Origin of the sequence: Psychroserpens sp. SPM9, from assembly GCF_025153525.1 — a bacterium.
GTDB lineage: Bacteria > Bacteroidota > Bacteroidia > Flavobacteriales > Flavobacteriaceae > Psychroserpens.
This window is the reverse complement of the sequence record NZ_JANZNR010000002.1, coordinates 501,299-523,415: the sequence shown is the minus strand read 5'-3', so window position 1 is coordinate 523,415 and position 22,117 is coordinate 501,299. Positions and strand designations below refer to the sequence as shown.

22 protein-coding genes are annotated in these 22,117 nt (G+C 32.6%); 2 read left to right on the top strand and 20 right to left on the bottom strand.

Annotated features, from left to right (window positions below; genetic code table 11):
* Positions 1 to 36: 36 nt before the first annotated feature.
* The gene (locus N4270_RS06160; RefSeq protein WP_260096058.1) at positions 37 to 2,544 is read left to right on the top strand and encodes a T9SS type A sorting domain-containing protein; all 2,508 of its coding nucleotides are present in this window, start codon (positions 37 to 39) and stop codon (positions 2,542 to 2,544) included.
* A 63-nt stretch (positions 2,545 to 2,607) separates the two neighbouring features.
* A complete protein-coding gene (locus N4270_RS06155; RefSeq protein WP_260096057.1) occupies positions 2,608 to 3,699 on the top strand; it encodes a glycosyltransferase family 4 protein in 1,092 nt (363 codons plus the stop codon).
* Position 3,700: 1 nt separating this feature from the next.
* Here N4270_RS06155 and N4270_RS06150 read toward each other — a convergent pair whose 3' ends face one another.
* The 20 genes from N4270_RS06150 to N4270_RS06055 all read right to left on the bottom strand — a co-directional run bounded on the left by N4270_RS06150 (position 3,701) and on the right by N4270_RS06055 (position 22,112).
* Positions 3,701 to 3,940 (bottom strand): hypothetical protein, encoded by a 240-nt coding sequence (locus N4270_RS06150; protein WP_260096056.1) that lies wholly within the window; start codon positions 3,938 to 3,940, stop codon positions 3,701 to 3,703.
* A gap of 80 nt (positions 3,941 to 4,020) precedes the next feature.
* Positions 4,021 to 4,974 carry an acetylxylan esterase gene (locus N4270_RS06145; protein WP_260096055.1) on the bottom strand — a complete coding sequence of 318 codons (954 nt, stop codon included), beginning with the start codon at positions 4,972 to 4,974 and terminating at the stop codon, positions 4,021 to 4,023.
* Positions 4,961 to 6,145 carry an O-antigen ligase gene (locus N4270_RS06140; protein WP_260096054.1) on the bottom strand — a complete coding sequence of 395 codons (1,185 nt, stop codon included), beginning with the start codon at positions 6,143 to 6,145 and terminating at the stop codon, positions 4,961 to 4,963. The genes N4270_RS06145 and N4270_RS06140 overlap by 14 nt, the downstream gene beginning before the upstream one ends.
* The gene (locus N4270_RS06135; RefSeq protein WP_260096053.1) at positions 6,145 to 7,353 is read right to left on the bottom strand and encodes a glycosyltransferase family 4 protein; all 1,209 of its coding nucleotides are present in this window, start codon (positions 7,351 to 7,353) and stop codon (positions 6,145 to 6,147) included. Before N4270_RS06135 ends, N4270_RS06140 begins: the two co-directional genes overlap by 1 nt.
* On the bottom strand, positions 7,331 to 8,602 hold the full coding sequence (locus N4270_RS06130; protein WP_260096052.1) for a hypothetical protein: 1,272 nt from the start codon (positions 8,600 to 8,602) through the stop codon (positions 7,331 to 7,333). The genes N4270_RS06135 and N4270_RS06130 overlap by 23 nt, the downstream gene beginning before the upstream one ends.
* A 40-nt stretch (positions 8,603 to 8,642) precedes the next feature.
* A complete protein-coding gene (locus N4270_RS06125; protein WP_260096051.1) occupies positions 8,643 to 9,641 on the bottom strand; it encodes a sulfotransferase in 999 nt (332 codons plus the stop codon).
* Complete coding sequence (locus N4270_RS06120; RefSeq protein ID WP_260096050.1) at positions 9,638 to 10,876, bottom strand: oligosaccharide flippase family protein; 1,239 nt, start codon at positions 10,874 to 10,876, stop codon at positions 9,638 to 9,640. Before N4270_RS06120 ends, N4270_RS06125 begins: the two co-directional genes overlap by 4 nt.
* A gap of 64 nt (positions 10,877 to 10,940) precedes the next feature.
* A complete protein-coding gene (locus N4270_RS06115) occupies positions 10,941 to 11,453 on the bottom strand; it encodes a hypothetical protein (RefSeq protein WP_260096049.1) in 513 nt (170 codons plus the stop codon).
* Positions 11,454 to 11,463: 10 nt separating this feature from the next.
* Positions 11,464 to 12,717, bottom strand: coding sequence for a sulfate adenylyltransferase subunit CysN (gene cysN, locus N4270_RS06110; protein WP_260096048.1), 1,254 nt, complete (start codon positions 12,715 to 12,717; stop codon positions 11,464 to 11,466).
* A gap of 13 nt (positions 12,718 to 12,730) precedes the next feature.
* The gene (gene cysD, locus N4270_RS06105) at positions 12,731 to 13,636 is read right to left on the bottom strand and encodes a sulfate adenylyltransferase subunit CysD (protein ID WP_260096047.1); all 906 of its coding nucleotides are present in this window, start codon (positions 13,634 to 13,636) and stop codon (positions 12,731 to 12,733) included.
* Positions 13,629 to 14,231, bottom strand: coding sequence for an adenylyl-sulfate kinase (gene cysC / locus N4270_RS06100; RefSeq protein ID WP_260096046.1), 603 nt, complete (start codon positions 14,229 to 14,231; stop codon positions 13,629 to 13,631). The genes cysD and cysC overlap by 8 nt, the downstream gene beginning before the upstream one ends.
* A gap of 1 nt (position 14,232) precedes the next feature.
* Positions 14,233 to 14,688 (bottom strand): DUF2061 domain-containing protein, encoded by a 456-nt coding sequence (locus N4270_RS06095; RefSeq protein ID WP_260096045.1) that lies wholly within the window; start codon positions 14,686 to 14,688, stop codon positions 14,233 to 14,235.
* Between the two features lie 6 nt (positions 14,689 to 14,694).
* Positions 14,695 to 15,495, bottom strand: coding sequence for a 3'(2'),5'-bisphosphate nucleotidase CysQ (cysQ, locus tag N4270_RS06090; RefSeq protein ID WP_260096044.1), 801 nt, complete (start codon positions 15,493 to 15,495; stop codon positions 14,695 to 14,697).
* A complete protein-coding gene (locus tag N4270_RS06085) occupies positions 15,482 to 16,528 on the bottom strand; it encodes a GDP-L-fucose synthase (protein ID WP_260096043.1) in 1,047 nt (348 codons plus the stop codon). The genes cysQ and N4270_RS06085 overlap by 14 nt, the downstream gene beginning before the upstream one ends.
* Before the next feature lie 6 nt (positions 16,529 to 16,534).
* Positions 16,535 to 17,653 carry a GDP-mannose 4,6-dehydratase gene (gmd, locus tag N4270_RS06080; protein ID WP_260096042.1) on the bottom strand — a complete coding sequence of 373 codons (1,119 nt, stop codon included), beginning with the start codon at positions 17,651 to 17,653 and terminating at the stop codon, positions 16,535 to 16,537.
* Positions 17,654 to 17,770: 117 nt separating this feature from the next.
* Positions 17,771 to 18,646, bottom strand: a complete 876-nt coding sequence (gene rfbD, locus N4270_RS06075; protein WP_260096041.1) for a dTDP-4-dehydrorhamnose reductase — start codon at positions 18,644 to 18,646, stop codon at positions 17,771 to 17,773.
* Entirely contained in the window at positions 18,615 to 19,187 is a 573-nt protein-coding gene (gene rfbC / locus N4270_RS06070) for a dTDP-4-dehydrorhamnose 3,5-epimerase (RefSeq protein WP_260096040.1), read from the bottom strand. Before rfbC ends, rfbD begins: the two co-directional genes overlap by 32 nt.
* Positions 19,188 to 19,190: 3 nt before the next feature.
* Complete coding sequence (gene rfbA, locus N4270_RS06065; RefSeq protein ID WP_260096039.1) at positions 19,191 to 20,045, bottom strand: glucose-1-phosphate thymidylyltransferase RfbA; 855 nt, start codon at positions 20,043 to 20,045, stop codon at positions 19,191 to 19,193.
* Positions 20,042 to 21,064 (bottom strand): dTDP-glucose 4,6-dehydratase, encoded by a 1,023-nt coding sequence (rfbB, locus tag N4270_RS06060; protein ID WP_260096038.1) that lies wholly within the window; start codon positions 21,062 to 21,064, stop codon positions 20,042 to 20,044. Before rfbB ends, rfbA begins: the two co-directional genes overlap by 4 nt.
* Positions 21,054 to 22,112 (bottom strand): hypothetical protein, encoded by a 1,059-nt coding sequence (locus tag N4270_RS06055; protein WP_260096037.1) that lies wholly within the window; start codon positions 22,110 to 22,112, stop codon positions 21,054 to 21,056. Before N4270_RS06055 ends, rfbB begins: the two co-directional genes overlap by 11 nt.
* Positions 22,113 to 22,117: the final 5 nt, after the last annotated feature.

The following is a 22,117-nucleotide window of genomic DNA, read 5'->3' as shown; positions in this document are numbered from 1 at the left end:
GTTTAAAATTATTATATTTAGTGCAAATTATTTTCTATGAAATTAAATTTGCACTTTTTTTTGTTTCTATTTTTGTGTACAACATCTTATGCTCAAATTGGTTTTGAAGAGCATATTATAGATTCTCAATCTTCTAATCTTAATAATATTAGGGTTACAGATCTTGATAATGATGGCGATATAGATATTATTGCCTCTATTGGTAATAGTATCCTTTGGTACGAAAATAGCAACGGATTGGGTGTGTTTTCAAATCCTCAAATCATAATACCAGATTATTCCAGATTATTGGAGATAGGGGATTATGATAATGATGGTGATATCGATTTTTTATACTATGTTGATGTTGATTTGGACAATTGGCCTTGGAGCACAGATCAATATAAGATTCGAGTGAATAGTGGTGATGGTTCTTTTACAGAACGTGTAAATATTGGAGGCGTTTTTGATATCATACATGATGTAACTCGTTTTCAAGACTATGATAATGATGGAGATTTAGATGTATATATTGCTGGTAGCTCTGCTAATGATGGTACGGCTGAATCGACTTATCATGAAAACCTAATAGGAAGTACTGATTCTCCACCGTTTTATGGGTCGGAAGACTTAAACAACCCTGTTCTTTTTGGTCCAGTTTATATCGATATTGATTATGATTCTGATGGCGATTTTGATGTTTTTAGTGGAACAAGGTATTATGAAAACGTTTCTGGAATCACAAGTTTAAGTAATCCAATCACATTCGTTAGTTATGCAGGTAACTACTGGCCATGGAATACGTCTTTAAACGATATTGATGGTGATGGCGATCTAGACTTTGTAGCGTCATTAATAATAGGTTCAACCAGCACACAACAAATTGGGAAAATAGTATGGAATGAAAATTTGGACGGCGCCCTTGATTTTGGTCCTGAACAAGTTATCTCAATGGACGTTGGCAGACCTTTCTATCTTGAACCAAAAGACATTGACAATGACAGTGATGTAGACATAATAGGAGCATCAGTCGATGACCATATTCTTTTTTGGAACGAAAACTTAAACGGTCTAGGAGAATTTTCTGGGACGCAAATTATAGCAAACAATATTAATGGTGGGAAAAACAAGGTTGCTATAGGAGATCTCAACAATGATGGGGCTTTGGATTTGGTATTCTCGAAACTAGACGGACAAGTGGTTTGGTTAGAAAATATTAGTAGTTTGTTGAACAATGAAATTACTGGAGGGGTTAATTTAGACATCAATAATGATTCTTGTAATTCTAATAATTTTCCATTAAATAATATGATGGTAACTACTACTAATGGAAATAACTCTTATGCGTCTTTTACGGATAGCTCTGGTGCATATCAAATAAACACGAGTTCTGGTAATTTTGAGACATCTATCTCAACATCACTGCCACCCTACTACGCCTCCAACCCTAATTCTTATACTACAAATTTTATTGGTGCTGGTAATAGTGAAGTTTTAAACTTTTGTGTTGAATCCCAAGTGGAAACAAATAATTTAAGTGTTTCATTATACCCTTTAAATGAAGCACGTCCTGGCTTTGTTGCTAACTATCAAATAGTCTATAAAAATATAGGAACAACAACTTTAGACGGTTCGGTTTCTATAGGTTTTGATGATTCTAAGATGAGTTTTACAAGTGCTAGTGAAAGCCTTCTAAGCCAAACATTAGACAATATTTCGTTTGAGTACCTAACCCTTGTTCCATTTGAAGAGAGAACTATAAATGTTACTTTTACTATAGAGGCGCCTCCAATTGCCAATAATGATGACGTTGTGTCTTTTACTGCAAACATCACTCCAATTCAAGGTGATTACTCAGAGGAAGATAATGTGTTTAATTTAAACCAAATATTAGTAGGTTCTTACGATCCAAACGATATACAAGTGTTAGAAGGAGATGTTATTACTTTAGAGCAAGCTGAGGAGTACTTACACTACATCATACGTTTTCAAAATACTGGGACTGCATCGGCAATTAATGTAAAAGTCACCAATCAAATTGATACTAATCTGGATTGGCGCACTTTACAAATAGAACATGTAAGTCATCCTTTTTCTGCTGAAATGCGCTCCACAAATTCCATTGAATTTGCGTTTGATAATATTCACTTACCTGATAGTACTTCGAACGAACCTGATTCTCATGGTTATATTCAATACAAAATCAAACCTATTAACTCTATAGCTTTAGGAGATGTAATACCTAATCAAGCTAACATTTATTTTGACTTTAATCCACCAATAGAAACCAATACTGTTACAACAACAGTAGCCGATAATTTATCTGTTAATGAACACGCCTTTGATGATTTTATTATTCATCCCAACCCAACAAAAGGTACACTTAGCATTGATACAGATACTTCAATTTCAAAAATCATAGTCTTCAACCAACTTGGTAAAATTATGACTACAGCTGTAAATAGTACTACTATTGATTTATCTAATCTATCACAAGGCTTATATTTTGTGCGTATTGAAGCTGTTAATGGTCGTTCTTCTATTAAAAAAGTAATTAAACACTAAAACTCCTTTGATAGATTATCTTATTTTCGCATCACATCCTTTAAACAAAAATTATTGTTGCATATGAAAATAATCGTTTTAGGTACTAGAGGCATTCCAGACATCCTAGGAGGCGTAGAAACCCACTGTGAAGAGTTATACCCTAGAATTTCTAAGCTGGGTCATGACGTTACTATAATTACCCGAACGCCTTATGTTAAAGACCGAACAGTTATAGCTTATAAAGGCGTTAGACTCAAACATATTTTTGCGCCAAAACAAAAAAGTATTGAAGCTATTATACATACATTTTTAGGGGTTATGTATGCAGGTTTTAAACGTCCAGATGTATTACATATTCACGCCGTTGGTCCAATGATTATGACGCCTTTAGCTAGACTACTAGGGCTTAAGGTTGTGGTGACCAATCATGGTCCTGACTATGACCGTCAAAAATGGGGGAAATTAGCCAAAACCATCTTAAAACTTGGAGAATCTTTTGGAACCAGAACTGCTCACAAACCTATCGTGATATCTAATGTGATTAAAAGCATTCTTGAAAAAAAATACAACCGACATGATGCGGTCTTAATTTATAATGGTGTAACCATCCCAAAATTGGCTGAGCATGATGATTACATACATTCTTTAGGTTTGGAAAAGCATCAGTATATTATTGCTGTTGGGCGTTTTGTAGAAGAAAAAGGGTTTTCTGATTTGATCAAAGCTTACTCAAATATTACAACACCTTATAAACTTGTACTTGTTGGAGATGCCGATCACGAAACAATTTACAGCAAGCAACTAAAAAAAGAAGCCAAAGAAGCTGGTGTTATATTAACAGGTTTTATAAAAGGCGAGCAATTACATCAAATTTTTTCTCATGCGCAGTTATTTGTTATGCCATCGTATCACGAAGGGTTGCCTATTGCACTTTTAGAAGCGATGAGTTATAATCTTAATGTTTTAGTAAGTGATATTCCTGCAAACTTAGAAGTTGCTCTAGATGAAAGTCATTATTTTGAAGTTGGAAATATTGAAGCTATTAGCGGTTCTATTTTAAACGCCTTAAAGCACCCTTCAAAAGCAAAAATTGACAATTCTAAGCTAATTCTTGAAAAATACAATTGGGACACTATAGCAGAAGACACTATAAGTGTCTATAAGTCGCTTTAGTTTAAATTTCTAATAAATCCAGTTGACCAAGAATTATAATAACTCTATAAATTAAATCTTCAAAATCGTCTTCTAAATCTTCATTTCCTTCTTTATCCTGATTGCGTTTTAGTTTAGCTAATAATTCTAACACAACGCTTTCAAATGATTTCACATCTGCTTTATTGTCCATATCCAGAGCTTCATAACTCTTTTCTAATTCATCGACATCTGCAGAAAGTGTCTTTATAATATCACTCATAAATTTGGTGTTTTTAATCTCTTAATAATTTCAAATTTATCATTTTATTTTAAACAATTACACATATTAATAATGAATTATTAGGATCTTAAATTGGCTTCAATAAATGCACGCTCTAATTGGTTTGCTTTTTCAGAGTTACTGGAGCACCCATGTCCATTACAGTCTTCAATATACATCTCTTTTTGTGTACTTTTAATGGCGTTAAAAAACTTGATTGAGGTTTCCTTAGGAGTTATTGTGTCAGCTTCCTGAGTTCTCAAAAACAAAGGTGTTTCTATTTTATCAGCAAAATTCAACATGTCAAAATAAGACAAGGTATGATGCAACTCATCTAAATCGATCTCATTTAATTTGGCTTCATGAATAAATATCTTCATGGGCCATACTTCTTTATCGTAGCTATACATATCTGTTAAAAGAGGGAAGCCAATGGTTGTCATTGTTACCTTAGGATTTAAAGCTGTAGTAACAATTGATAATGCACCGCCTTGGTTTTCACCTTCAACAATAATATTGCCATCAGATTTTGGATGTTGAGAAATAAAATCTACCGATCTAACAGCGTCCATAAAGGCGCCTCTATAGATATAGTTGTTTTTATCTTTAAGCCCTTTTGTGAGATAGCCTTTAAATTCTATTTGTTCGGTACTTATGCCTTGACCTCTAATATCAACAACCATATTTATGGTTTGACTTTCTTTTAAAAACCATATATGAGGTACAACATTGGGGTTTGTATTACCTGGTCCTAATCTAGAAAATTTAATTTTTATAGGATAGGTCTTATCTGTTTGTGGCTCTGAGACCCAAGCATAAAAATAAATCCCTTGAAATGAATTAATTTTATGAAGTGTCCATTTTTTATCGTTGACAATGGTATCTCTAACAGCTTCCGAAGCAATAGGAGACGCATTTAATTCTTCTAAAGTATCTTGCCAAAACACCTCAAAATCATCGGGTTTTTGTTGTGGAACGTAACATGATATGAAAACACATGTAAACAAAATAAGTATACATTTATTTAAATTCATCTTTCCTTTTTGTGAAGTTTTCTGATAGTGCAATGGGAATTATTACCGAATATAATTGAACGCCATATTGCCTGCTAAAAATACATTCTATTACTGAAAACAGAAAAATAATAGTGCAAAAAAACACCACTAAATACTCTTGTTTTCTCAAGTAAAAAATAATTCCAAAAAAGGATACTGTTAAAAGTATAATTCCAAAAAAACCGTTGGTTATGTAAAACTCAAATGGTTGGCTATGAGGATTAAAACCTAGGACACCGCTGCCTCTGCCTTTAGCAAAATAAGGATCCTTTTTATTTTCATAATAGTCCCCTATTCCTATTCCAGACCAATACGCATCTTGTTTTTCTATGACTTTTATAGCATTATTCCAAAGTTGTAGTCTCGGTGATTTATCATAGTCTACAAAGGATGTAAACTTGTTGTAGATTTTATGGTTTAAACTTAAAAAAGTAACTGCAAAAATTATTAATAAAGCGCCAAAACCTAAAAACCATTTTCTAGGAATATGCGCAAACAAGAAGTAACAGCTATAGGCCAAGAACACTACATATACTAATCTTGAAGTCGTTAATACAATCGCCATAAGAAGCAATAGGCAAATCATTATTTTTAAGACTCTGTGCTTTATTAAGTTTAACTCAATGATAGAAAGCAAAGCTATTAAAGTATATACTCCAAAATATGGATGCTGAATTACGGTTATAAAATGTGTAAAGTCTGTTTTAAAAAGTATGTCTTCATTAACATATTTAATTGCATTGTAAAGTGTAATTAAAGCGGCAAGAACGGTAAGCCCAATAAACAATTTTAGTCCGTTTTTAATGTCTTTTTTTTCATAGTTCATAAAAATTAAAACAAATGGAATTACTAAAATGGGTATTCGTTTCCATATATATTTTAAACTGGCACCAATTTCTGTAGAATTCAATACAGACAACATTGTTAGCAGTATAGGAACAGTTACTATGCCGTATAACAGCCATTTCTTATTTGTAAAATTTAATTGAAGCTTTTTGGTAAACACCCCTAATACAAAAACAAAAAGCGCAACACCTAATACTATGTTTGGTGCTGCCATAGAGAAATAAACAGATCCCAGATACGCCAATAATAGTAGTATGACACCAGAATTATAGGACAATTGTCTAAAAGCTATTTTCGTTTCCATTAACGGTTTAGTACATTTTTATAAACTGAGATTATTTTTTCTAAGTGAATATTTTCAGCTAAATTTTCATCATAATATTGACGCACATTAGTCTTCAATTTTGAAACATCGTTAAGATCGATACTTTTGAGCTGCTTTACCGCACTTTCTTTATTACTGAAATCCATCAAATAGCCTGTCTCTTTATCTCGAATCAAATCAATAAACCCACTATGGTTAGAACCTATTACAGGGACACCCAGTGAGAAAGCCTCTATAATAGTCATAGGGCAGTTTTCAAACCATTTTGATGATTGTACTACATATTTTGCCTGACTAACGATCTTAAAGAGATCATCGGCATATTTGGGGCCAACAAATTCAATATTAGAACTATCTTTAATAGTCTCAATAACCTGATCTTCTAAAGGACCTTTTCCGACTATTATTAAGTGTAAATGGGTTGCCTTGAATAACTCTATTAGTTCTAGAACTCCTTTTTCATCTGAAATTCTTCCATAGTACAAATAATAGTCTTTTATAGGCGTTTCAGGTGTTGGTTGGTATTGAACCTGGGTAAAATTTGGAATTACAACGATTTCTTTTTTAACTCTGTTTTTAATCAAATTGGCTAAAAAATGGCTAGGAGATATATAGGTGTCTATATACTTATTATAGTAGCCTAGCGAATGATAAAACGTGCTTTCTAAGGCTCCTACAGTGCTTTTAAATACAGAACCATCAAAACAACGATCTTTAATGCAATTTATAAACGACCCTTTGATACATTTTGTACAAACATCATCCCTTTGGAAGTTATAAAGCCTGTGATACGGACATACCATTTGACTATCGTGAATTGTTTGCACTACTTTGATGCCTCTTTTTTTAATTTCGGGTAAAATACTTGGAGTAAGCTGAAAGTTGTAATTGTGTATATGAACAATATCAGGTTGATAGCTATCTAATACTTTGGCTATTTTTTTTCGGTTCTTTTTTGAATAGATGGTATCAATTACCGAACCTAATTTGCTCAATAATTTCTGATTTTGAAAATCAATGGTTTCTACCTCAAGCCCAGGAAAATCACTCACGGTATTTTCCTCATCATACATGCCCCAAAATTTAATTTCGATATCAAAATTTTCTAGTGCTTTTGATAGTTGAAACATATAGGTTTCGGCGCCACCTACAACTTTAAGAAATTTATTTATTTGAAGTACTTTCATGTTTAGTATCGATGGTATTAACAATTAACGCAAAGAAAATAAATATGACAACCCCTCTTTGTTGTGTAAAAATTGAATCAGAAGTACTATCAATTAACAACATTAGTAACCCCAGAATTGCTGCTAATAAATAGTAATATGTTTCGCTATTTCTATTCGCTTTAATTTTGTCCAGAAAAAATATAAAATAATTATATACAATCATAATCATGGAAAAAAGACCAATATAACCAAATTGCCCCAATACCATAGGCCAATATTGATCGGCAATAAAGTTAGGATATATTCGGGATATCCCGTAGACATTATTTATACCATATAAATCATAAACCCAGGAATAATAATAACCAGAATAATAGGATGAATACGTTCCAAAACCTGTCCCTAACGGGAAAAAATCATTTCCAATAATAAAACTATAATACAAGACCACAGCTCTAGACCAGGCTTCGTCAAGATTTTCAAATGAAAAATAGAATTGTATTTGGTCTTGAAACATCCAAATTAAAAGGAGAGCCAGAACACCAAGGGTTGATGTAAAATACAGCTTAGGTATTCTAAATAAATATTTACTGTAAAACATGAAAAAGATAGAGATTGCTAAAAACCCAAAATACTTAACTCTCAAGCAAAAAACACCCATTAATAAAACCGCAAATAAAAGTTCCTTTTTGGTTTTATAATATTTTGGTAGAAGTGCTAAAAAAATAAAAGCAAAAGCAAAACCATAACGTGAACTATGGTTAAAAAATAACACTATCGTATTTATCCCATACCGCTCTGATCTAGGGTAGATATAAAATATTATATCAATAATCGCAATGAAAATTAATATATAAAAGGCATATTCGGAGTATTTAGAAATCTTATTTAAAACAACAGTAGCATTAAACTTATGTGATACTATTCTAATTCCAAAATAGGCCAAAAAAGCTTTAAAAAAAATAATAAAATCTGCGAAAATAGCTTTGCCTTCTGTAATATTCCCATTGTGATTGGCTGAGATATTTGAAACCAGACCCACAAGCAAAATGACCAATAGGCAAAGGATAACATAGTATTCTTTTCTAAAGAATTTAAGTTTCCCTTTAGCGATATAAAAGAAAATCACCAAAATTGAGAAAACAGCAATAAGTTCATCTAAAGAGCCTAATACTTCAGCAAAAGCATCATATAAAAACACCAAAACCAATATAATTATTAGTATGGTCTGTTCATATAGAGATGCTACTTTAAGTTTTAATTTCATTTAGATGCCATTCTTATTGATTGTAGAAGCTACACGTACACTATTTAGAGTACTTCCCTTCAGGTAATTCTCCCACCGTAATGGTTTTAGTTGCCTCGCCTTTATAAATTGCTCGTCTAAAGGCTAAACGTACTTTAATGAGTTCTATGATACGTTTAGGCAAGCCTATAATTATATCTTTAATGAAAAGGAAAATATGTTTAAGACTTAATCTTTTGTCCATAAGCTCATAACCATATTTTTTCAGCGTTTTGGCTGCTATCATTTGGTATAGCTTAGTTTCAGTAGCTGTGAGAAGCACCTTCCATTTATTGGAATTCGATTTATCTATTTTTTTGAATATTAAGTCTGAATGGTGTTTTCCAATGTATTTATTACTCGATTGATGAAATGCTAACATGCTTTCCTCAAATTCGATATCGAGAAATTTACATGTTTCTCTTAATATTTCTTCTGGCTTATCTAACAGGTCTTCGTACCGAATTATTTTCATACTCGAACTCGGAATATTCTTCATTGATTTTTCTATGAATCGAATTTTGAACTTCCAGTCTAAAGCCATAACCGTTGGATGTGATTTATTGGCATCCATTTTCCTCCAACTAAAAAATACATCTCTTCCATCTCTCACAATATGGATAAATTTAGCATTAGGAAACATTTCATATATTAAATCCATCGCTCCAAAAAACAAACTTTTGTCGCCCCAGCTTGATTTATTTTCATGAGCTGCATAAGCAGAATACATGATTTCCATGATTTCTTTTATGGTTGTAGATTCTTTATTTTCGATTTCACGAAGTAAAGGTTCTCTGTCAAAATTCCACAATATAAACTGTTCGTTCTTCCTAAGATAATTAACTAATTTTTCTTTCTTTTCTCCAGAAATAGGTGTTCTTGTCCATTTCGTTTTTAACAACGGTTTTAAAAAACTAGCTTCTTCAGGAATCGCAATTTCAGAATGCGCATTTAAAAGTAACCTTAATAGCGTTGTCCCTGAACGCTGTACTCCAACAATAAAAAATGGATTAAAATTCATAAATCGTTTACTTTATTTCTAATCGTTTTATCAGTCTTTAATATAAAATAATAATCTGTTATAAGAAAAATTAAAGCTATTGTTTCAATAATACCTATCACTGTACAATAAAAGTATATACTTGAAGATTGAACCACTGAGTATACTGTAATTTTTATAATGAAAACTATAAGCAATGCTATAAAATTTCTTTTTGTTTTGTTTAAGTAGTTGTTTCTTGTAATCATGAAAAACACGAATACTGATGGAATTAAAGCAAATACTAAATACCGCAATGCTTTTTGCCCAGATTCGTACTCTTCAGGGAATAATATTTCATAAACAAAAGGTGATAGGGCAGAAATAAATATTCCGATAAGTACAATTAATGAAAATATAAATCCAAGGCTTTTATAGGTGTTTTTAACTATTTTCAAAAACTGTGACGTTATAATAGAAAAGAAAAATAACTGAGCCACTTGATAAATACTAAAAGCACTAGAAAAGATAGCTAACTCTGTTTTGGCTGCAAACTTCTCTATAAAAACGAAATCCATTCTCATAATCCCTATAAACATCAGAAAATATAATAAGTAATATTTTGACTGAGTAAGTGCTTTATTTATTAATTGTAGAATATCTTTCGTTTGACCATATAAAACCTTTAAACTAAAATATGTTGACAAATACTTTTTGTTTAAAATAAACGCTACGACACTTGCTAACAAATACAATGTCAAAACAATTATTAGGTTATAGCTAAAATAGTCCTTAGTAAAGTATATTATTGTCAATAAAATTAACTTTAATAAGGGTTCTAAAACTATAGAAAGTAAATCGACTTTAGAATATCCTAAACCTCTAGATAACATCTTAATAAGCGAGGATGTAGATGTAAAATAAATAATTACACTAAGTAATGTTATAACTATATAAAAATCTGGATTTGTAATGTAAAAAAACAGTCCTAGAGCCGTAATAACAATGATAGACAAAAAAAATCGAGCTGTATATAGTTGATTTATTCCTTCTTTTTCTCTGTTAAGGCATTTATTATAAATATAGTTATTTATCCCTCCATCCATTAAAATGGAGGTCCATAGAACAATTGCCAAAGCATACGAATAATCTGCATATTCATAAATATTTACAACCCTTATTAAGAGGAGTATATTTACAAAAGATATTGCTTTAGAAAATATTTCAACAATGGGAATAGAAGCTCGGTTAAAAACACTTTTAATTTTCTTAATCACAGCTTTTATATTTGTTTGTTTTTAACCCCAGACACCTAATTAGTGATTAGAATTCGTAAATTGTTTATTTACTTAGAAATTGTATGGTTGAATATTTTACACTAATCTCAGGATTCTTGTTGGCTATCACGTTTTTTGTATTAATACTGAAATCTTCTAAATTAAGCTCAGCAGAATCATTTACCTGTAGGTAATCATTAAAGTTCTCTTTTGTGATTGTTAATGTATTTCCCTTATAGGTAAACTCAATTGTTTTTAAATCAACTGTTTTTAATTTTTTTCCTAAACCAAAATGAATATGCTTAGAAAAATTATTGGGCCCAAAATTAGCCGTTATACTTTCGTAGCCTGTTGAAAGTGGTATCGTTTCTCTAATAAATATATTCTTCTTTTGAAATTCATCTACTTGAATATTATCCATTCTTATGCTAAAAACATCCTCAACATCTGTTTTTAAATAAACTTTTACAATAAGTTCCTTTTTTTCAACAATGGTAGGCACTTCTTTTTTACTGCTTTTCTTTTCAGAGCATGACATAAAAAAGAGAACACATAATATTAAAGCTATTCTATTCATATCAAAAACATTAAACAATCATTCCAGCCGCTACAGTTTCATTGGTTGTATCATCTATTAAGATAATACTTCCCGTTGTTCGGTTTTCTCTGTAAGCGTCAACCATTATTGGTTTTGTTGTTCTAATTTTAACCTTAGAAATATCATTCATTTTAAGATCCTTATCTTCAGTATTACGATCTAAACTTTCGATATTGATTTTATAAACCACTTCTTTTATCATGGCTTTTTGTTCGTTGCTTGTATGACGAATACTATATTTAGCTCTTGGTTTTGCCGGACTATTATTTAGCCAACACAACATCACTTCAATATCCTGAGATGGTTCTGGTTTATTATTTGAACGTACAATCATGTCGCCACGGCTAATATCAATATCATCTTCTAAGGTTATAGAAACAGACATTGGTGCATGAGCTTCTGATAGTGTTTGATCTAACGTGTCTATGGTTTTTATTTTTGAAGTAAATCCAGAAGGCATAACTGTAACCTCATCACCAACCCTAAAAATACCACTTGCAACTCTCCCAGCATAACCTCTATAATCTCTATGCGCTTCACTTTGAGGTCGCAAAACGGTTTGTACTGGAAACCTAGCATCTACTTTATTAATATCACTACTTATATGCATGGTTTCTAAAGTGTGTAATAATGGAGCGCCTTGATACCAAGTCATGTTTTCTGATCGGTTTACAACATTATCACCATTGAGGGCACTAATAGGAATAAAACGAATGTCATGAACTAATAATTTAGACGAAAACTCTTCAAATTGATTAATCACTTTATTGTAAGCCTCTTCTGAATAATCCACCAAATCCATTTTATTGATACACACAATAACATGTGGAATTTGCAATAAGGACGCAATAAATGAATGTCTTTTAGTTTGCTCTATGACACCATGTCGTGCATCAACCAATATAATGGCAGCATTAGCTGTAGAAGCTCCTGTGACCATGTTTCTAGTATATTGAATATGTCCTGGCGTATCTGCAATTATAAATTTACGCTTTGGTGTTGTAAAATAACGATACGCTACATCAATGGTAATCCCTTGTTCGCGTTCGTCTTTTAAACCGTCTGTAAAAAGTGCCAAGTCAACACCATCATGACCCTTCTTTTTACTTGTGGTTTCTATGGCTTGTAATTGGTCTTCAAAAATGGACTTAGAATCATATAATAAACGTCCTATTAACGTACTTTTTCCATCATCGACACTTCCTGCAGTTGTAAATCTTAATAGTTGATTGTTGTCTAACATTGTTTCTTTTTTTTTAAAAATATCCTTGACGTTTTCTGTCTTCCATGGCCGATTCTGAACGTTTATCATCGCTTCTATTTCCTCTTTCGGTTTGACGCATTCCAGAAACCTCATCGGCAATTTTTTCTAAGGTATCTGCATCAGACTCAATACCTCCTGTAATGGTGATATCTCCTAAAGTTCTAAAACGAATTTTCTTTGTGACAATTTCTTCGTGATCTTCAAGAATCAAAAACTCAGAATTCGGGATCCAGCTATCCTGTCTCCAAACCACTTCGCGTTCATGTGCAAAATACAGTGAAGGAATGGCTATGTTTTCGCGTTTGATGTAGTTCCATACATCCATTTCTGTCCAGTTACTAATAGGAAAGGCTCTAAAGTGCTCGCCTTCAAAATGCTTTCCGTTAAAGATATTCCAGAGTTCTGGACGTTGATTTTTTGGATCCCATTGCCCAAAATCATCACGATGAGAAAAGAAACGTTCTTTTGCTCGTGCTTTTTCTTCATCTCTTCGACCACCTCCAATGGCACAATCAATTTTGTTTGACTCAATAGCATCTAGAAGCGTGGTGATTTGTAAGGCGTTTCTTGTTGCATTCTTCCCTTTTTCTTCAGCAACACGACCATCATCAATAGACTCCTGAACAGAACCTACAATAAGCTGTACGCCTAAATCTTTGATAATATCATCTCTAAACTGAATAGTTTCAGGAAAATTATGACCAGTGTCTACATGCATTAAAGGAAAAGGGATTTTAGCCGGATAAAAGGCTTTCTTTGCCAAGTGCGTTACTAAAATGGAGTCTTTCCCGCCAGAAAATAAAATAACGGGATTATCAAATTGAGCCCAGACTTCACGTAAAATAAAAATGGCTTCACTCTCTAATTCGTCTAAATAATTTAAATAATACTTACTCATTGTTGAGTTGTAATTTTGGTGTTATAAAATCTACTATCTTTTGAACAGAATCTTCAATGGATTCATTTTCTGTTTTTATTTCAATATCAGGGTTTTCAGGTGCTTCGTATGGCGCCGAAATACCGGTCATGTTCTTAATTTCTCCAGCTCTTGCTTTTTTGTACAAGCCTTTTACATCTCTACGCTCACATTCTTCGACACTTGTATTGATATAAACCTCGACAAAGTTAACATCTTTAACGATAGTTCTAATGTTCTGTCTATCTTTTTTATAAGGAGATACAAAAGCTGCCAAAACAACTAAACCTGCATCGATCATTAAATTGGAAACTTCAGCAATTCTTCTAATATTTTCTGTTCGGTGTTCAGGAGCAAACGACAGGTCTTTATTAATACCTGTTCTAATATTATCACCATCTAAGGAATAGGTTTTTACACCGTTTTCAAATAGTTTTTTTTCTACCAGATTGGCAATGGTTGATTTGCCTGACCCAGAAAGTCCTGTAAACCATATTAAAAATGAATTGTGTTGATTGGATTGGATCCTATTTGCTTTTGAAACCTGATAGCTATGTGGAATGATATGTTTTGACATGTTATTGTTTTTTACCGAAAAAGTATTCTCTAATTCTACCTAAAGGAAGTTTTAGCCACAGTCTTTCATGAAGGTAATACAGTGCGAATTTCGTAAATAATTCTGTAAGTGCAATATATAACGCTATTTCATCAAAAGCATTCAATACAGAACCAGAAATTAAAAAGGTCATTGTCGTGGCTATGATTCGCCAGGAAATTGTTTTTTTAAGCGTTTGATGTTTTTCTGTTCTTCTGTTAAGCATCTGACTTTGCCAGATTCTTTCGTGAACATAATAGACTAAAAACTTTATTAAAAACTCAATGGAACCAATTTTAATTGCGCTTTCAATACTGCAATGCCCTGTTAAACAGGTTATGAGTAATACAACTAGAATAGTATCTGTTGTTGCAACAATTCTCCAAGAAATTCCCTTGAGAATACTTCTAATATGCGACTCTTGTTTATAAGCAGTCATAGTGGGTTAGTTCTTAGAAACTACAAACCAGGGGTTTAGTAAATTTTCCTTGTTATAGAGTAAAGGTTTTTCGGTTTCTTTTGATATAACATCAACACCAACTGCATTGCAAATGGCCTGACCTGCAGCAGTATCCCATTCCATTGTTGGAGCAAATCTTGGATAGATATCAGCATTTCCTTCGGCAACAAGGCAAAACTTAAGCGAGCTTCCTTTGGAAACTATGGTAACATCACTTCCTGAGGTTTTTAAGGCTTCAACAAAATCCATGGTTTCTTGACTCATATGCGATCGGCTCCCAACGACCTCAATATTGTTAGTTCTTGGTTTCGTTTGTAATGGTTTTGCCTGTTGTAATATCGCTTCTAAGGACGTTTGATGTGAGGTTAATTCTGCTTTAAATGCTTCCGCCTTTACAACATCTGCAAAATAAAGTGTTTTTGTTGCGGGCACATAAATGACACCTAATTGAGGCACGCCTTTATGAACCAAAGCAATATTAACTGTGAATTCACCATTTCGCTTTATAAATTCTTTTGTACCATCTACAGGATCTACAATCCAGCAGGTATCCCATTGCTTTCTAACATTAAAATCAATTTGCTTATTCTCTTCACTAATTATAGGCACAGGTGTTGGTTGTAAAAAAGAGTTGATTACATCATTAGCTTTTTTATCGGCTTGAGTAAGTGGCGATTTATCATCTTTAATTTCTACATCAAAAGCAGTATCATAGACCTCCATTATAACTTCACCTGCTTTTAATGAGGCATCGATTGCAATTTGTAAGTTTTTATTTAGTTCCATACCAATCATACATTTTCTTAATTCCGTTTTCTAATGACACTTTGTGTTTCCAGCCTAAAGCATTTAGCTTAGACACATCGGTTAATTTTCTAAGTGTTCCGTCAGGTTTATTCGTGTTATAAATCAGTTCGCCTTTAAAACCTACTATGGTTTTTATCATTTCAGCTAATTCTTTAATAGAAATATCTTCTCCTGTACCAATATTAATATGTGTGTTTCTTATGTCGTTTTGGTCTTCAGAAAAGGTATCCTTAAAGTCTCTGTTCTCCATAATGAACACACAAGCATCTGCCATATCTTTAGACCAAAGAAACTCACGTCTTGGTTGTCCTGAACCCCAAATTTCAACATGAGCTTTAGAAACACCAAAGCCAGATAAAAATGTTTTAGCTTCCTCAATTGTTGAAAACCCCGTATCTGCTAAAACCTCATCATAGCGGTCTTCATTTAAAAGTTTCGCCAAATGGATTTTTCTAATAAGCGCTGGTAATACGTGTGATTTTTCTAAATCAAAATTATCATTTGGACCATACAAATTGGTAGGCATAACCGAAATGAAGTTAGTGCCATATTGTAAATTATAACTTTCACACATTTTTATACCTGCAATTTTTGCAATGGCATAAGGTTCGTTCGTATATTCTAAAGTATCTGTTAGTAGATACTCTTCTTTCATGGGTTGAGGAGCATTTTTAGGGTAAATACAAGTACTTCCTAAAAATAAAAGCTTTTTAACACCATGTACATAACTTTGATGAATCACATTGTTTTGAATCATCATGTTGTCATAAATAAAATCAGCTCTGTAGGTATTGTTTGCTACAATACCGCCTACTTTTGCAGCAGCCAAAAACACGTATTCGGGTGTTTCAATTTCAAAAAACTTGGCGACATCAACTTGGTTTGTAAGATCCAGTTCCTTATGAGTTCTTGTGATGATATTATGATAGCCTTTCTCTTGAAGGTTTTCTAATAATGCACTTCCCACTAAGCCTCTGTGGCCGGCAACATAAATTTTAGCTTCCTTATTCATAAATGATTACTCAAAGTAATTTTTTATTCTGTAACCACCATCTTTAAGAAATTGCTGTTTTTGCATCAATTTAATATCGCTTGACATCATGTCTTTGACTAAAGAAGGTAAATCATATTCTGGAACCCATCCTAACTTTTCCTTTGCCTTAGTAGCATCACCAATAAGAAGGTCGACTTCGGTTGGTCTATAGTATTTTTCGTCTACTGCAACAACTTCTTTGCCTATCTCTAATTGATAATCGGCGTTGTTACAGGACTTAACATAGCCCTTTTCGTTTGAACCTTCGCCTTTAAATTCTAATTCTATTCCAACATGGTTAAAACTCATTCTTACAAAATCACGAACTGTTGTGGTTTTTCCGGTTGCAATAACCCAGTCTTCAGGTTCTTCGGCTTGTAAAATCATCCACATCATTCTTATATAATCTTTTGCATGTCCCCAATCTCTTTGAGCATCTAAGTTTCCTAAGTAAACTTTGTCTTGTAATCCTAAAGCAATTCTTGAAGTTGCTCTGGTAATCTTACGTGTTACAAATGTTTCCCCTCGAATTGGTGATTCATGATTAAAAAGAATGCCGTTACAAGCATACATACCATAGGCTTCGCGGTAATTAACCGTAATCCAATAGGCATACATTTTTGCTACGGCATACGGACTTCTAGGGTAAAAAGGAGTGGTTTCTGTTTGTGGTACTTCTTGTACTTTACCGTATAATTCAGACGTTGATGCCTGATATATTCGTGTTGTTTTTTCTAAACCTAAAATCCTAATGGCTTCAAGCAATCTCAAGGTTCCAACACCATCGGCATTAGCTGTGTATTCTGGTATTTCAAAAGACACATGAACATGACTCATTGCCGCAAGATTATAAATTTCATCTGGCTTTACATCTTGAATTATTCGAATAAGATTAGTACTATCGGTTAGATCGCCATAATGCAAAATGAAGTTTTGATTTTCCTCATGAGGATCTTGATAAAGGTGATCAATTCTATCGGTATTAAAAAGCGAAGACCTTCGTTTAATACCGTGAACAATATATCCTTTTTTTAATAGGAACTCACTTAGATAGGCGCCATCTTGGCCTGTAACTCCCGTTATTAGTGCTATCTTTTTTTGCATTTTTCTTTATTTAAAACTTCGTTTTATTCTCAAACTAATTTCGCGTATAGTTCAGTAATCTAGTATAATCAGCAAATGTATGGTTTTTGTTCATACTTTTTATACTTAATGCGCTTTCTAATGTTTAGAATCTGAAGATATTGAAAGTGCATTTAATACGATATTAACGCTTTTTCTCCAGTTGGGTTGATCTGTTTTTGTTAGTCGTATGACTTTTTGATTGTCTAAAACACTGTATAAAGGCCGCTCTGCTAATGTATCATAATGTGCTATTGGCTTAACATTCGACGCTTTATTTACATATTCAGCGATATGAGTTGCGAGTCCGAACCATGTAGTATTTCCTGAAGCAGAAAAATGATAGATGCCAAAGCTTTTGATTTGATTTTCTACCAAAAAAAGAATGAATTTTGCAAGATCAATACACGATGTAGGCGTTCCTTTTTGAGATGTCACAATATTTAGTTTCTCATCATTAGATAACTTATTGTATATGGTTTTGACGAAGTTGTTATTGAATTGAGAATACAACCAAGAAGTTCTTATGATAAAATAATCTGAAGTACTCTCTTTGATATAGTTTTCGCCTAAAAGCTTTGATTTTCCGTAACTATTTATAGGATTTGTCTCGTCTGATTCGGTATAAGGACGTGTTTGATTGCCATTAAAAACATAATCTGTAGACATATGAATTAAGACGACCTGATTTTCTTTACAACTCAAGGCTAAATGCTTAGCCCCAATCGCATTGATATTTATTGCGGTTTCATATTCTTTTTGGGCTAAATCAACATTTGTATAAGCTGCACAATTGATACAGTAATCGAAACTGTTTTCGGTAAAAAATTTATGAACGCCATCTTTATCACTAATATCTAATTGAGATTTATTCAGACATATAAATTCTAAAGACTCACTGTAGCTTGATGAGAGGTCACTAATTGTTTTTCCTAATTGACCATTAGCCCCTGTTACTAAAACTCTTATTTTCATTTAGATATTCAGAAAGTGTTGGTAGTGATTTATCTTTTTCTGATAAAACTAAATCACTTGGAGAATCATTCCAGTTAATGTTTAAATCGGTATCATTAAAGATAATACCTCTTTCATGGTTTTTACTATAGAAATTATCGCATTTATAATTAATTACCGTATTGTCTTCTAAAACTAAAAATCCGTGGGCAAATCCTTTAGGGATAAAGACTTGTTTTTTGTTTTTATCGCTTAATTCTACAGAAAAATAATGTCCAAATGAAGGTTCGTTTTTTCTTAAATCAACACAAACATCTAGAATTCGTCCTTTAACCACTCTAATCAATTTTGACTGCTCGTAGGCTCCTATTTGAAAATGCAGTCCTCGTAATACGCCTTTTGATGATTTTGATTCATTATCTTGAACAAAATCAACCGCCTTTCCTGTAATGTCTTTAAATTTATTTTTATTAAAACTCTCAAAGAAATACCCTCTATTGTCTTCAAAAACATGAGGTATTATAACAAAGCAATCTTTGAGGTTTGTTTCTTCAATCACCATAAGTTAAAGGTTTTGAAGGTATTCACCATACCCGCTTTTAAGTAAGGGTTCGGCTAGTTTTTTTAGTTGAGCTTTGTCTATAAAACCCATTTTATAAGCGATTTCTTCGATGCAACCAATTTTTAATCCTTGACGTTCTTCAATAACTTGAACAAACTGAGACGCTTGCATTAATGAATTAAATGTCCCTGTATCTAGCCAGGCTGTACCTTTATCTAAAATCTGAACATTTAATTTTTGGCGTTCTAAGTAGGTTTTATTGATATCTGTAATTTCTAACTCGCCCCGAGAGCTAGGCCTAATATTTTTTGCTATTTCTAGGACTGAATTATCATAAAAATAAATACCTGGAACCGCATAATTAGACTTGGGCTTTTTAGGCTTTTCTTCAATTGAAAGTGCTTTATTATGTTCATCAAATTCGACCACACCATAGCGTTGCGGATCATGAACGTGATAGGCGAAAATAACACCGCCATCAGGATCATTGCTATTTCTAAGAGTTTGGTCTAATCCAGAACCGTAAAAAATATTATCTCCTAAAATTAAGGCGACCTTATCATCGCCAACAAATTTCTCGCCAATAATAAATGCTTCTGCTAAGCCATTGGGTTGTTCTTGAACTTCATACTGGAAATCACATCCAAAATCGCTTCCATCACCTAATAACTCCTTAAATCTCGGCGTGTCTTTTGAGGTGGAAATAATTAAAATTTCACGTATTCCGGCAGACATCAATGTGGTTAAAGGATAATAAATCATGGGTTTATCATACACAGGCATTAATTGCTTGCTAACTACTTTGGTCAAAGGGTGCAACCTCGTACCAGAACCGCCTGCTAATATTATTCCTTTCATTGATTCTTATATTTATCTAAATACCAGTTGATTGTTTTCTCGATTCCAGTTTCAAAACTTTCGTTGGCTTTCCATCCTAGTTCATTTTCAATTTTAGAAGCATCGATTGCATATCTAAAATCATGTCCTGGTCTATCTTTAACAAAGGTGATTTGCTCGCTATAAGGCTTTTGTTTTGGTAAAAGATGGTCTAATAGTTCGCAAATTTTATGAGCAATATATAAATTATCCCTTTCATTTCTTCCGCCTATATTGTAAGTCTCTCCAGCTTCGCCTTTGTTAAAAACCAGATTGATTCCATTACAATGGTCTAAAACATAGAGCCAATCTCTTATGTTTTTTCCGTCGCCATAAATTGGGATTTGTTCTCCATCTAAAGCTTTTCTTATAATGGTAGGAATCAGTTTTTCGTCGTGTTGCTTAGGTCCATAATTGTTAGAGCAATTGGTCGTTACAACGTTCATTCCATAGGTGTGAAAATAACTTCTAACAATAAAATCTGAGGAGGCTTTCGAAGCACTATAAGGGCTATTGGGTGCGTAAGGTGTATCCTCAGTGAACAATCCTGTTTCACCTAAAGTTCCATAAACCTCATCGGTTGAAATGTGATGAAACCGATTAAATTCACAGCCTTCTTTTATTTGATTTGGCCCTTCCATCCAATAATTTTTAGCAACATCTAAAAGATTAAATGTGCCTACAATATTGGTTTTAATAAACTCATCAGGCTTCTCAATTGAATTATCTACATGAGATTCTGCAGCAAAATTGATTACAGCGTCAAATTTATGCTCATCGAAAAGGACTTCAATTAAGTTCCGATCACATATATCTCCTTTAACAAAGGTGTAGTTACTGTTTGAGGCGATTGTATTTAAATTTTCTAATTCACCTGCGTAGGTAAGTTTATCTAAATTTACAATTTTAGTTTCTGGGTTTAGGTCTAAAAAATATGGAATAAAATTAGAACCAATAAAACCTGCGCCTCCAGTAATTAAAACCGATTTTTTACGCTTCATAGTTTTTTACAAACCTAACTATTCTTGATATAAAAAATAAGAAACAAATTAATACAAATGCTAAAATTGGGAAAATAAATGTATAGCGTTCTGTGATTTCTTTTGAAGGGTCACCAACTTCCTGAAAGCCCGAGATGATATCAAAAAACACATCTTCCTCTACTTTCTGCTCTTCTAATCTTCTTAGCTGATCTCTCAACTGAATCTCTTTATTTAATAATTCAAATTCTTTAGTATTCGATTTCTCCTTATCTAAAGACAATTCGTCTCCTCCAAACTTTAAGGTTGACTTAGAGGCCTTTGACTCTTCCTCAAGCACTTCAATATAAACTTTTTGAAGCGAGTCTACCTCATTAATAGCTTCCAGTAAATTTTGTTTTTGCAGAAAATTTAAGGAATCTTTTTTCTTTTTCTTATTCAAAGAATAGGTGTTCGTAAATGACTTAGCGATTCCAGTTCCTAAATTCTGAAAAATATCCTTCTTAAAAGACTCGACAACAATTTCATATTTATCACCAGTATAAATGTCTTCATTTTCTATAAAATCATCAAATGATATATCAAGAGCTCGCGTACTATCTATAGATTTTATAAACCTTTCATACTTTAAAAGCTTCGTGGTTTCTGCTTCTGGTGCTAAATTAATCTCTAATGATTTGATTTTCTGTACTGTATCTTTATGAATTTCAAAAATCTTAGACAAGGTGTTATAGTCCTTATTATCTATTAAAGCATTATAGTAGTTTATGTTTGTTATAAGCTGATATTGAGAATCAAAATAAGGTTTGACCAACATACTAGATTCATAGGTTTTAGGCAGAAATTTTTCAGCTGAATACCCCAAAACAGCAGACACTAAAAGAATAGCAGCAATTAGTTTAAAATTATCAATAACTGCTTTTAAAAGAAAAACAATTAAAGACAACATCGTTTTAAAAACAGACTTTAAAAACCTGAAAAACTTTTCAAATAGGTTACCGATTGCATTAAATAATTGCCCTAAATCGATTTCTTCAGAATTTTGGCTATCCGGTAATTTTTCACTCATAATAT